Source organism: Priestia veravalensis (genome assembly GCF_001457055.1).
GTDB lineage: Bacteria > Bacillota > Bacilli > Bacillales > Bacillaceae_H > Priestia > Priestia flexa.
In genome coordinates this window covers 22959-36276 of the sequence record NZ_KQ758664.1, presented here as the reverse complement: position 1 = coordinate 36276, position 13318 = coordinate 22959, and the positions used below count along the sequence as shown (strand labels likewise).

10 protein-coding genes and 2 pseudogenes are annotated in these 13318 nt (G+C 38.1%); 11 read left to right on the top strand and 1 reads right to left on the bottom strand.

From position 1 onward, the window contains the following. Nucleotides 1-182 precede the first annotated feature (182 nt). Nucleotides 183-1034, top strand: a complete 852-nt coding sequence (locus tag AS180_RS14300) for a VOC family protein (RefSeq protein ID WP_061785274.1) — start codon at nucleotides 183-185, stop codon at nucleotides 1032-1034. Nucleotides 1035-1063: 29 nt separating this feature from the next. Here the strand turns inward: AS180_RS14300 and AS180_RS14295 are convergent. Further along, a pseudogene (locus AS180_RS14295) lies at nucleotides 1064-1524 on the bottom strand (sulfite exporter TauE/SafE family protein). A gap of 159 nt (nucleotides 1525-1683) precedes the next feature. On the opposite strand from AS180_RS14295, the gene AS180_RS14290 reads away from it, so the two are divergent. From AS180_RS14290 to AS180_RS14245, 10 genes and pseudogenes are all read left to right on the top strand, one after another. Continuing rightward, nucleotides 1684-2649, top strand: a complete 966-nt coding sequence (locus AS180_RS14290; protein ID WP_062686971.1) for an NAD(P)H-dependent flavin oxidoreductase — start codon at nucleotides 1684-1686, stop codon at nucleotides 2647-2649. 187 nt (nucleotides 2650-2836) lie between these two features. Then, nucleotides 2837-4054, top strand: coding sequence for an ATP-binding protein (locus tag AS180_RS14285; RefSeq protein ID WP_226372972.1), 1218 nt, complete (start codon nucleotides 2837-2839; stop codon nucleotides 4052-4054). A gap of 93 nt (nucleotides 4055-4147) precedes the next feature. Beyond that, nucleotides 4148-5164 (top strand): LacI family DNA-binding transcriptional regulator, encoded by a 1017-nt coding sequence (locus AS180_RS14280; protein ID WP_062686969.1) that lies wholly within the window; start codon nucleotides 4148-4150, stop codon nucleotides 5162-5164. 89 nt (nucleotides 5165-5253) lie between these two features. Further along, nucleotides 5254-5625: pseudogene (locus AS180_RS14275) on the top strand (glycogen debranching N-terminal domain-containing protein); the annotation flags it as partial. A gap of 176 nt (nucleotides 5626-5801) precedes the next feature. Further along, entirely contained in the window at nucleotides 5802-6707 is a 906-nt protein-coding gene (gene murQ, locus AS180_RS14270; protein WP_062686967.1) for an N-acetylmuramic acid 6-phosphate etherase, read from the top strand. A 15-nt stretch (nucleotides 6708-6722) separates the two neighbouring features. After that, nucleotides 6723-7580, top strand: a complete 858-nt coding sequence (locus AS180_RS14265; RefSeq protein WP_025911383.1) for a MurR/RpiR family transcriptional regulator — start codon at nucleotides 6723-6725, stop codon at nucleotides 7578-7580. 52 nt (nucleotides 7581-7632) lie between these two features. Next, the gene (locus AS180_RS14260; RefSeq protein ID WP_025911382.1) at nucleotides 7633-8994 is read left to right on the top strand and encodes a PTS transporter subunit EIIC; all 1362 of its coding nucleotides are present in this window, start codon (nucleotides 7633-7635) and stop codon (nucleotides 8992-8994) included. After that, a complete protein-coding gene (locus AS180_RS14255) occupies nucleotides 8991-10004 on the top strand; it encodes a MupG family TIM beta-alpha barrel fold protein (protein ID WP_062686966.1) in 1014 nt (337 codons plus the stop codon). The genes AS180_RS14260 and AS180_RS14255 overlap by 4 nt, the downstream gene beginning before the upstream one ends. A gap of 107 nt (nucleotides 10005-10111) precedes the next feature. After that, entirely contained in the window at nucleotides 10112-11365 is a 1254-nt protein-coding gene (locus tag AS180_RS14250; RefSeq protein WP_025911380.1) for an exo-beta-N-acetylmuramidase NamZ family protein, read from the top strand. Between the two features lie 21 nt (nucleotides 11366-11386). Beyond that, nucleotides 11387-13312 (top strand): glycoside hydrolase family 3 protein, encoded by a 1926-nt coding sequence (locus AS180_RS14245; RefSeq protein ID WP_062686965.1) that lies wholly within the window; start codon nucleotides 11387-11389, stop codon nucleotides 13310-13312. Nucleotides 13313-13318 lie beyond the last annotated feature (6 nt).

Genomic DNA, 13318 nt, shown 5'->3' with positions numbered 1-13318 from the left:
TACCACCCAACCATTATAAAGGATTTTTTTGTGCATGAATAATATTGCAGAAAATTCAGATTTATAAAGGGCTTTGAATTATTTTAATGCGACGCTAGTGAATTTACTTACATAAAGTAAGTTAATTATATAAAATAAATATTTGGGATTCCATTTTATATGAAAAAGAAGGAGAGAAAGAAATGTCATTTCATCAAAAGCCTCATACATTCGTTAGTCAGGTTGCGCTTCGTGTAAATAATATTTTAAAATCGCTGCGTTTCTATGAAGAAGTGCTAGGTTTTCAAGTTCTAACAAAATCCAGTATGAAAGCCGTATTAACAGCAGACGGAAAAACACCTCTCGTTACATTAGAGCAGCTTTCTAGTCCAGAACCAAAGCAGGAACGTAAAACCGGTCTTTATCATTTTGCCTTATTATTACCATCACGTGCAGCCTTAGGTGAGATTATTCGTCATTTAGTTAAAACAGGGTATCCAGTGCAGGGGGCTTCGGATCACTTAGTTAGTGAAGCGATATACTTAGCTGATCCTGATGGGAACGGAATTGAAATATATCGAGATCGATCTGATGCTAATTGGGAGTGGAATGATGATGAAGTTAAAATGGCTACGCTTCCCCTTGATGCTCAAGCTGTTTTAGCAGAAGCAACAAATGAAAAGTGGGAAGGGTTACCGGCTCATACAGTAATGGGGCATATTCATTTGCACGTCGCTGACTTAGAAGAAACGAGAGCGTTTTATGAGAAGTTAGGGTTTGATGTCGTTAGCAGTTTCCCTAACCAAGCATTGTTTATGTCTACAGGACGATATCATCACCATATTGGAGTGAATATTTGGAACGGAAGAGGCGCGAATGCACCGTCTGAAAAAAGTCCTGGAATGAAGTATTTTACAATTGAGTTTCCAGATGAAGAAAAGCGAGAGGTAGTGGTGGATCGTTTGAAAGACATAGGCGCAGTAATTAGTAAAGAAGATCAAGCTATCTTTACAAAAGATCCTTCACAAAATCAAATAAAGCTAGTTGTTCAATAAACTAAAAAAGCGCATGGGAATGCGCTTTTTTATATAATAAGCAAAAAGCCTGAAAAAATAGGTAAAGCAACAAGAGATGTTTTTAACACGGGTGTTGGTACGCGTTTTGTAAACTTGGCACCGATATATGAACCTACCATTGTTCCTACAACTACCTCAAATAATAATTGAATATCTAAGAAGCCCTGTTGATAATAACCTGATCATCTGGTATAAAGCTTGAAAAGTGCGAGCCGAGCCATGCTCCCAAAGCCCCTACAATCCCAACAATAATGCCTGATTTAAGTGAAACGTTTCCTTCACGATAGTGGCTGATAGCAATTGAAAGAGAAGAGAAAATCATTGCTGCTAGAGCAGTGGCTAAAGCGATATGAACGGGAACATTAAAAAATAATGTTAAAAGAGAGATAATAAATTCAGAACCTCCTGCTCCTACAAAGCCTAGAATAAGCCCAACAGCTAGCATTGTTAAAATAATTGAAATATGCATTTGAAGTATGCCTTCTTTTCATGCTGATTTCCACTTTTATTCTAACATATATTTAGCTTCACGAAAGACATAGAAGAAAGGAGGGAGAATATAGTAGAGGTACTAGGAACTTTTTGGCATAATGAAAGATAGGTTTGGTGTGAAAGGGGAGAACAATTAATGAAAACACGTGTTACGGAGTTACTAGGAATTCGCTATCCAATCGTTCAAGGCGGCCTTGCTTATCTAGCTTATAGTGAGCTAGCCGCAGCTGTATCAAACGCAGGTGGACTTGGACAAATTACGGCTATGACTTTAAAGACAAAAGAAAACCTTACCCGTGAAATTCATAAGGTTAAGGCGCTTACTTCTTTTCCTTTTGGTGTTAACTTTGCTGTTGGAGGGCAAACCGGCACTTCTTATGAAGAACTTTTAGAAGTAGCAATTACTGAACAAGTACCGGTTGTTTCTATTACAGGAGCGAATCCAGCGCCAATTATTGAAAAGTTAAAGGGCACTAGTATTAAAACGTTGGTGCTTGTCTCTAACGTAAGGCAAGCACAAAAAGCAGAAGAGCTAGGTGCAGATGCGGTTATGGCTGTTGGTCAAGAAGCTGGTGGGCATATTGGAAGAGATGATTTAGGAACGATGGTACTGATTCCTAGAGTAGCTCAAGCAGTGTCCATTCCTGTATTAGCCAGTGGGGGAATAGGAAACGGCCAAGGTCTTTTAGCAGCATTTGCTCTCGGAGCAGAGGGAATTGAAATGGGAACAAGATTTATTGCTACAAAGGAATGTGTACACGCAGGCGAACGTTACAAACAAGCAATTGTTGAAGGGACCGAAAGAGACACGATTGTTATCAAGCGTTCTTTGGGTGCACCCGGGCGCGTATTAAAGTCAGATTATACGCTTTCTATTGTAGAACGTGAGTATATGGGAGATCGGTACGAAGAATTACAAGACGTAATTAGTGGAAAAGCTAACTGCCGTTATATATACGAAAACAATGAAAAAGAAGGATTCGGCTGGGCCGGACAAGTTATTGGCTTAATTTCAACTATTCCAACTGTACAAGAACTTTTTAATCAAATGATAGAAGAATATGAAACCGCTCGCCATAGAGTGAATCAAATATCGCAATAATTCAACCAAATTTGTAACAAATTGTGAAAAAGCTATTTAAAAAAAGGTGAGAATGCAGTATTCTAACAAGTAGATAAGCAGAGCTAGTTGAAGAATATGTTGAAAGACCGGTGAATGAATGAGCTTTTTCACAAAAGATTTGTTAATTAACTTTTTATTTATATTATTACCATTATTTTTAGTTCAAATGTACTATTTATTAAAGTATGCAAAACAAATAGATTGGTTGAAAAATTGGACGATAGCAATATTTCCAATCCTTTCTATCTTGTTATGCATGCTTTTTCCTGTTGATGCCGTTATTGTCCCTGATAGATATAATATTGACCTTCGACGTATCCCATATATCTTAGGAACACTGTATGGGGGAGCGGGATTTGGAACCTTTCTTTTGGTATTGATTTTAACCATACGTTTTTTAATAGGCGGAGTAGGATTTTACGTTACGTTAATATCTTTACCAATTTTAAGTATCCCATTATTCATAATTGCGAAGAAATATTTAGCCATGTCTTTGCAACAAAGAATCATAGCAAGTACATTAATAAGTCTCGTAGGTGCACTTTTGGCTATGGGAGTCTCGATTTTTGTTTTTGATATTGCGCTGCCAACTTTTTTGTGGATTGAATTTGTTTGCTTAGATGTAATTGGTACGCTAGTTATTACGGTTCTATGGGAAGCTATTCGAACCAATCTATCAATTCTTAAACGATTGGTGAAAGCTGAAAAACTAGAAGTCGTCAGTCACCTAGCTGCAAGTATTTCACATGAAGTGCGCAATCCATTAACTGCTAGTCGAGGTTTTATGCAAATGCTAGGGGAAGATGAACAAAATCCCATAAAAAAGCGGTATTTATCAATTGCAATTGATGAACTTGATCGTGCGAAGGATATTATTGATGATTACTTACTCTTTGCAAATTCAGCCCCTGAGCGACCGGAACAAGTAGATGTAGGAGTAGAAATTCAACATGTTTTACAAATTATGAAACCACTTGCAAATATGAACGGTGTCGTTTTACCGCCTCCCTCTCTTTTGCATGGGCAAGCTAAGGTGTGTGGAGAACGAAAGAAGCTTCAGCAGTGTTTTATTAACTTAGTCAAAAATAGTATTGAAGCAATGCCTAATGGAGGGAAGCTCGAAGTAAAGCTGAAAAAAAGCGGAGAAACAGTTACGGTAGAGATTCATGATACGGGGTGTGGAATGACGAGTGAGCAGATTAGCCGGTTAGGCGAACCTTATTTTACAACCAAGGAAAAAGGAACGGGCTTAGGAACAATGGTTTCTTTCCGCATTATTCACTATATGCAGGGGAAGGTTCACGTGAAGAGTGAAAAAGGAAAAGGAACATGCTTTTCAATTGAGCTACCACTTTGTACAAAAACAGCACCTAAAATAGATTAATTTAATTTAGGTGTTTTTTTTGTCTTTAAAAATCATTTTGAAAGCGTTACAATGTTCTCATAAGTTATCCGAAACGTTTTGGAGGAAGTGTAATTGACAACTATAAAAGATATTGCGAAAGTTGCAGGCGTCTCTATTACGACGGTATCTCGTGCATTAAATGGGTATTCCGATGTGAATGAAAAGACTAGGCAAAAGATTATAAATGTAGCTAAGAAGCTGAATTATAGCCCAAACACTTTAGCTCGTGGTTTGGTCATGCAAAAGTCGAAGACAATCGGTCTACTTGTTTCAGGAATTAGTCGAGAAAGTGTCAAAGATAATTTTACGTTTGAAGTTTTATGTGGAGTAAATGAAAGAGCCTCTCTTTTAGGCTATGATTTAATTTTATTTAATACCAATACAACAAAACAACGCGAAAAAACGTATACGCAGCTTTGCAAAGAAAGAAGAGTGGATGGGGCAATCATTCAAGGAATTAAAAAGGATGATCCGTATCTAACGGAAGTGCTTGAAAGCAACATTCCCTGTGTCCTTGTCGATATCCCGATTCGTTCCAATTTAGTTGGTTATGTGACAACAGATAACAAGCTAGGGGCTAAGAAAGCAGTTGAACATTTAGTGCAATTAGGACATGTGCACATCGGAATGGTAAACGGAAGTGAGGATGCGTTTGTGAGTCAAGAAAGGCTTAGAGGGTATCTAGACACGTTGGAAAAGCATGGTATTGATATACGTGAAAATTGGGTTGTAAACGGGGAGTTTGAAGAAGCCGTTGCAGAACAACAAGCGTATGAGCTATTAAAAAATAACGAAGAAATCACATCTCTTTTTTGTGCAAGTGATTTGATGGCATTAGGTGCATTAAAGGCTTGTAAGCGTTTAGGGCGAAGTGTACCTGATCAGATTTCTATCGTGGGCTACGATAATATTGTGCTTGCTGCTTACTCATCACCTCAACTTACAATAGTAGGGCAAGAAGTGTATCAGATAGGATATGAAGCCGCAGATTTATTGATTGAGATATTAGAGAATCGTTCTACAAATATGGAGCGATATTTAGAAACAGAACTTATTATTAGAGAAACGACAGCTAAAAGCCACGAATAAGTGGTTTTTAATACAAGGAAAATCCGAAACGTTTCGGATTTTCCTTGTGAAGTAAATCCAAAACGTTTTGGTAAATAGGAGGAGGAGTAATGGATTATCGTGTAATTAAAGAAAATGATTTATTTCTGTTAACAGATCAAATGGGAAATATAACCAAAAATCATCAGTACGGTTTAGGTTTGTATACGAAGGACACTCGCTTTTTGAGTGGACTTAACATAAAGATAAATGGTGAGGATCCAATTCTATTAGCTTCAGATGCTGATGAAAATTATATGGCAACTATTCGATTAACCAATCCCCATATAAAAAATGAAGAAAACCTTATCTTATGGCGTGAATCAATTGAAATTTTACGTGAACGCTTTATTTATGACGGGGTTTTATATGAAACAATTAAGCTCAAAAACTACTTTCCAAAGCGTGTAGATTTTACGATTACAGTTCATATACAGGGGGAAAATAAATCGGTGCTTAGAAGCATGTGCAGATTGTTAATCAGCGCATGTTTTTTTTACGTAGAAAAGAAAAAGTTCTATTTGAAATTTTATTTTAATAAGTTTAATTAGTTATTGAAATTTTATTTTAATGAAATTATAATGAATGTAAATTTAACTGTTTTACAGGAGGAAAAGTCATGGACAGAAACCTAACAATACTAACAACAGAATCTCGCAACGAACGCACAATGAATATCGATGCTGAAAATACAGCTGATATTTTACGTATTATGAACGAAGAAGATCAAAAAGTAGCTGTAGCTGTTAATGCAGTTTTACCAGATATCGAAGCAACCGTTGAATATGTCGTCCAGTCTTTAAAAGCCGGTGGTCGACTCATTTATATCGGCGCTGGTACAAGTGGTCGATTAGGTGTTCTAGATGCTGTCGAGTGTCCTCCTACTTTTAGTACGCATCCATCCGCTGTACAAGGAATTATGGCTGGAGGAGCAGGTGCATTTACAAAAGCGGCTGAAGGAGCAGAAGATAGTGAAGAAGGCGGTGTGCAGGATCTACAAAGAATTGAATTAACAAGCGCTGATACGGTTATTGGAATCGCTGCTAGTGGAAGAACCCCGTATGTAATTGGAGCTTTGCGGTATGCGAAAAGCATTGGAGCGAAAGCCATTGCCTTATCGTGTAATGAAAATGCAGCTATTTCGCAAGTGGCGGATCGAGCAATAGAAGTAATTGTAGGCCCTGAAATTTTAACAGGATCAACACGTTTAAAGTCTGCAACAGCTCATAAAATGATTTTAAATATGATTTCAACGGCTTCTATGATTAAACTCGGAAAAGCATATGGAAATTTAATGGTTGACGTAAATGTAAGTAATTACAAGTTAAAAGAACGAGCAGTTGGAATTATCGAAAAAGTAACAGCAGCACCATATGAAGAAGCGAAAAAAGCGCTAGAAGAGGCTAATAATGAAGTGAAGACAGCTATTGTTATGATTAAAACGCAAACAACAGTTGAAGAAGCACGAACTCTCCTAGAAAAAAATGATGGGTACGTTAGAAAAGCAATCGAGCGCAGCAAGTGAAAAGGAGAGAGAAAAATGGCGACAGGCGGATTAAGAATCATTCACGCTCTACTTCCACAGCTACCTGCTTCTGAGAAGAAAATCGCAGAATATATTTTAGCTCAACCTGAAGCCGTGATGGATTACACAGCTGGTGAATTAGGTTCATTAGCAGGTGCTAGCGGAGCTGCTGTTATTCGCCTTTGTAAATCGTTGGGTGTAAAGGGGTTTCAAGATTTAAAGGTTCGGATAGCAGGAGATTTAAGCACAAAAGTGGAGCAAGGATATCGTGATATTACACCTCACGATACGATACAATCTATTGTAAAAAAAACAACAATTAATAGCGTTCAAAGCATTAGTGATACTTCTGAGCTATTACAGCACGAAGAAATTGAAAGAGCCGTTAGCGCTTTAAGCAAGGCAAGAACCATACACTTTTTTGGTGTTGGAGCTTCTCACATCATTGCCATGGATGCGCAGCAGAAGTTTTTACGAGTGAATAAGGGAGCGACAGCCTTTACTGATGTGCATATAGTAGCGACTTTAATTGCAAATGCAGGAGCTGATGATGTTGTCGTAGGGATTTCTTTTTCAGGAGAAACATCTGAGGTTATTAATATTTTATCCTTAGCAAAAAAGCGAGGTTTAACAACCATTAGCTTAACAAAGCAAGGGTTATCGTCAGTATCAGCTCTAACAGATATTTCACTTCATACTTCCTATACAAGAGAAGCGCCGTTTCGAAGTGCAGCTACTTCATCAAGGTTGGCTCAGCTTTACGTCATTGATACACTGTTTTTGGCCATGGCAAGTACGAAATATGATGAAACTGTTGGATATATAGATCGTACAAGAGAAGCAATTCAATTCTTAAAAGATAAACAAAAGTAAGGTTCTATACATCAAAACTTTGGAGAAACAGTAAAACAAAGGGGGAGCTAGCATGTCAACAGAAAATAAAGTGTTAGCAAAATCAATATTAGAAAATCTCGGAGGCGCTAGTAATATTAACGAATATACTCATTGTATGACGCGTTTAAGAGTAAAAGTAATAGATGCCAGTCTAGTAAACTTAGACACTATTAAGCGTACGGAAGGTGTATTAGGAGTCGTAGAAGAAGAGACGCTTCAAATTATTTTGGGACCGGGTAAAGTTACGGTGGTAACAGAAGCATTTGGTCAGCTGATAGATGAAGCTGGTGGTCTTGATTTAAGCGAACGAGCTGCTCAAAAGAAGAGTGAACTAAAAGCAAAAAATCAAACACCGTTTAAGCTGTTTTTACGAAGAATCGCAAGTATTTTTATTCCATTAATTCCAGCTCTTGTAGCCTCTGGATTAATTACAGGAATTACAAAGTCAGTTGTGCAGGCAGAGTGGTTAGCAGCAGATTCACAGCTGGCTTTAATTCTAACAGCTATTGGAAGCGGTTTATTTGCTTATCTAGGTATCTTAGTTGGGATTAACGCAGCAAAAGAGTTTGGTGGATCACCAGCTTTAGGAGGTCTGGCTGGTATTTTAGTTATAAATCCAGCGGTGGGAGACATTCAGCTTTTTGGAGAAGCGTTATTGCCTGGTCGAGGCGGTTTAATTGGCGTATTATTTGCCGCTATTTTTATTGCCATTGTTGAGAAAAAAGTTCGACCGTTTGTACCTCAATCTTTGGATGTTATTGTAACACCTACTGTAGCTCTTCTTGTTACTGGAATTGTTACGTATATCGTCTTTATGCCTCTTGGAGGATTCATTTCAGATTTAATTACAAAAGGGTTACTGAGCGTGCTTGACTTAGGAGGGATTGTGGCTGGCTTTGTACTAGGGGCAGCATTCTTACCGCTTGTTGTAACGGGACTACATCAAGGGTTAACGCCTGTCCACTTAGAACTCATCAATTCAATCGGGGATGACCCTTTATTACCTATTCTTGCGATGGGCGGAGCGGGTCAAGTAGGAGCCGCTTTTGCTATTTATGCAAAGACAAAGAAAAAACGTTTAAAACGAGCAATTGGTGGAGCGTTACCTTCAGGAATGTTAGGAATTGGTGAACCACTTATCTTTGGAGTAACACTGCCACTAGGACGACCGTTCTTAACGGCTTGTTTAGGTGCTGGAGTTGGAGGTGCTTTCCAAGCATATTTTAATATTGCAACTGTTGCGGTAGGGGTTTCAGGGTTACCGTTAACGTTCCTTGTTCATGCACATCAAATTATTTTATATCTAGTTGGATTATTGATTGCATATATAGCAGGATTTTTATTCACATACGGATTTGGATTTAAAGATGAAATGGCAGGAGAGTTCGATTGATAGGTATTTCTTTTTATTTAAACGATCAGTTCGCTGAACAAAGAATTATGGAAGCAAGTAAAAAAGGTGTGAAGCGAGCGTTTACCTCGCTTCACATTCCTGAAGAAACAGGCCATCTTGCTCAAAAAGCTAAACATTTACTGCAAGTAGCAAAACAGCATGAAATGGAAGTTTATGCTGATGTTTCTAAACATACACCTATTCATCTGCAGATTCCTCAATTAGAAGATTTAGTCACCTTAGGCGTAACGGGTATTCGGTTAGACGATGGGTTTGAAGTAGAAGATATTATTTACCTTTCTCAGTTTTTTAAGTTAGCTGTTAATGCCAGTACAGTGTCAGAAAGTTTTCTTACTGCGTTGGTTACAGCAGGCATAGAAGCAAATCAGTTAGTTGGATGGCACAACTTTTATCCAAGACGTGAAACGGGATTGGATGAAGTGTTTTTTCGACAGCAAAATCACATGTTTTTTCAACAGCAGATTCCAATCATTGCGTTTGTGGCAGGGCAAAAAGAAAAACGAGGACCTTTGTTTGAAGGGTTACCTACTTTAGAACAGCATCGTACCACAAACACGCTGTTAGCAGCAGTCTGTCTAGTCGAAGAAGGGATTAGCAGTATTTATATTGGAGATCCTGAATTCAATGAAGAGATAGTAAATGCGTTAGCCGATTGGAATAAGCATAGGATATTAACTCTTCGTATGGTGACGGAAACGCTGCCAGCATGTACATACCAACTACGTCCTGATCGCTCACGAGACGTTGTGCGATTACAAGGAACGCGTACAAGTCAGAGCATAAAGCCAAGTCAAACAATTAGGCGACCGCGAGGAACCATTACGATGGACAATGAGCGGTATGGAAGATACCAAGGTGAAGTTCACATTGGTTTGAATGACTTGCCGGCTGATGAGCGAGTTAACGTAATAGGACATATTCATCCAGAAGATATAGAGTTATTAGAACTTGCTCAGCAAGCCTATAGTCTCAGGTTAATAAGAGAATAAAAGATTTTTATTTGCAAAACCTAATAGGTATCCTTTTTAGACATTTTATACTCTGCAGCATGAGAAGGAACCATTTCAAACTATAAACGAAATGGAGCGGATTATAAATGAAGAGATGGTCAATGGGAGTTTTAATAGCTGTTCTTTTAGTTAGTATAGCAGTACCTTTTTTCACTTCACCCAGTGAAGCAAAGGGACCTGGGAAGAAACAGAGTTTTAAGTTAGGTGTTGAAGTTCTTTTAGAAGATGAGTTACAACTTTTAGAAGGAAAAAAAGTAGGACTCATTACAAACCCAACAGGTGTTAATCAAGAGCTTAAAAGTATTGTTGATATTTTTAATGAACATAAAGCTTTTGATCTTGTCTCACTATACGGACCAGAACATGGAGTGAGAGGAGATGCTCAAGCTGGTCAGCACGTAGAGTTCTATATTGATCAAAAAACGGGGCTTCCTGTGTACAGTTTGTATGGTCCAACTAAAAAGCCAACGCCTGAAATGCTAAAGGGTGTTGAAGTGCTGGTTTTTGATATTCAAGATGTAGGAACTCGCTTTTACACTTATATTTATACAATGGCCTACGCAATGGAAGCTGCAAAAGAAAATAACATTCCTATCGTTGTTCTAGATCGACCGAATCCCTTAGGTGGTCAGAAGATAGAAGGACCGGTTTTACAAGAGGAGTATACTTCATTTGTTGGCATGTATCCTATTCCAATTCGTCACGGTATGACAGTAGGTGAATTAGCACAATTATTTAATCAAGAGTTTAATATTGGAGCTGATTTAAACGTAGTCAAAATGAAAGGCTGGAAACGATCAATGACAGCAAAAGATTTGCCTACAGAATGGGTTGCTCCCTCACCAAACATGCCAACAGCAGATACAGCGCTTGTATATCCGGGAGCTTCGTTAATTGAGGGTACAAATGTTTCAGAGGGAAGAGGAACAACTAAGCCATTTGAAACCATTGGAGCACCTTTTATTAACGGAGGTAATTTAGCTGAAGAGCTCAATAAACTTGCACTTCCAGGCGTGACGTTTCGTCCATCCTATTTCACTCCTTCTTTCTCTAAGCATAGTGGCAAACTTTCAGGAGGAATTGAAATTCACGTAATTAATGAATCAACATATGAACCTGTTAAAACAGGGGTAGCAATTGTAAAAACTATTCATGATTTATACCCAAACCACTTTGCGTTTAACGCTGGAAATAAACCATTCTTTGATTTGCTAGCGGGCAATAATTCAGTTAGGGAAAGCATTGAAAGTGGAAAGTCAATTCAAGAAATTGTCGCAGAGTGGAAGCCGGAGATAAACGAATTTCAAAAGTTGCGAAAAGGATATTTACTTTATAAATAAAATGAAAAGGAGAGGGATTTTATGAAAAAAGTGATGTCTGTAGGGCTTGTAGCAGCTTTAGCTACCTCAATCCTTATCCCATTTAAGACTCCTTTAGTATCAGCAGAAGAAACGCTTGATGCTAAAAGCATTGTTTCAGAAATGACGCTAGAAGAAAAAGTTGGTCAAATGCTGATGCCAGATTTTCGTAACTGGAAGAAGCAAGGGGATAAAATGGCTGTTGGATTTACTGAAATGAATGATGAAGTAGGAAGTATTATAAAAAAATACCATATTGGCGGCGTAATCTTGTTCGCTGAAAACGTGGTAGATACTGAACAAACAGTTCGATTGGTTAATGGTTTGCAAAGTGCCAGTGAAGATATTCCTCTTCTTGTTACAATCGATCAAGAAGGTGGAATTGTTACAAGGCTACAGTCGGGAACCAATCTGCCAGGAAATATGGCGCTTGGTGCTACTAGAAGAGAACGAAATGCATATAAAACTGGAGAGATTATCGGTAAAGAGCTGTCCTCTTTGGGCATTAACGTAAATTTTTCTCCGACGATTGATGTGAATAATAACCCAGGAAACCCGGTGATTGGTGTCCGGTCATTTAGCTCAGACCCAAAGTTAGTAGCAAAATTAGGTGTTCAAACAATTAAAGGATTACAAAAACAAAATATTGCAACGGCAGCCAAGCATTTCCCAGGACATGGAGATACCGCGGTAGATAGCCATTACGGTTTACCTGTTGTATCACATGATAAAAAGCGCTTAGATGAAGTGGAACTTTATCCTTTTAAACAAGCGATGGATGCAGGTGTAGACATGATTATGACGGCGCATCTACAATTTCCAGCCCTCGATGACACAACGTATACAAGTAAAAAGGATGGTCAACAAATTACGGTTCCAGCTACATTATCGAGAGGGATTATAACCGATCTTTTACGAAAAGAGCTTGGATACAATGGAATTGTAGTTACAGATGCATTAAATATGAAAGCTATTTCGGATAATTTCGGCCAAGAAGAGGCTGTTATTATGGCTATTAATGCTGGCGTAGATATTGCACTTATGCCCGCTCAAGTCAACTCTATTGAAATGGAAAAGAATTTAGAGGATGTTTATAGCGGAGTAATAAACGCAGTCCATAGTGGAGAAATTCCAATGGCTGAGATCAATGACTCTGCCGAACGAATTATTGATTTGAAAATAAAGAGAGGCATTTACGAAGCAACTGATCAAAATGTAGATAAAAAAGTGAAAAATGCTCTAAGGGTAGTAGGAAACAAGGAGCATGTAAAAGCAGAAGAAAAAATGGCAGAAGAAGCGGTGACATTACTAAAAAATGAAAAGCGTACTTTGCCATTTAAACCTAAAAAACATGAAAAAGTATTGGTGGTTGCCCCTTTCAAAGACCAGACGGATGCAATGGCGCGCACAATTCAAGAGCTAATAGATAAAAAAAGGATTAAGTCAGTAGATGTAGAACGTTTAGAATTTGAAAATAAGACGTTTACAGAGGAAACTAAAGAGAAGATAAATGAAGCTGATTATGTTATCACAGGTTCATATATAGTGAAAAATGACCCGGCAGTGAACGATGGGGTAATTGATGACACAATTCAAGATTCATCCAAATGGGCAACAGCTTTCCCAAGAGCCGTTATGAATTACAGTCAATCACAGAGTAAAAAGTTTGTATTAATCAGTGTGCGAAATCCTTATGACATAGCAAATTTTGAAGAAGCTAATGCTGTTTTGGCGGTGTACGGTTTTAAAGGATACACGAATGGACGCTATCGTCAGCCAAATATTCCAGCGGGTGTTAAAACCATTTTTGGAGCTTCTGATCCAAAAGGAAAGCTTCCCGTAGCTATTCCTTCTGTCACAAATAAAGGCGAAACGCTATACCCGTTTGGCTTAGGATTAAATATTAAAAATAATAAGCCTTTAAAATAAACAAAA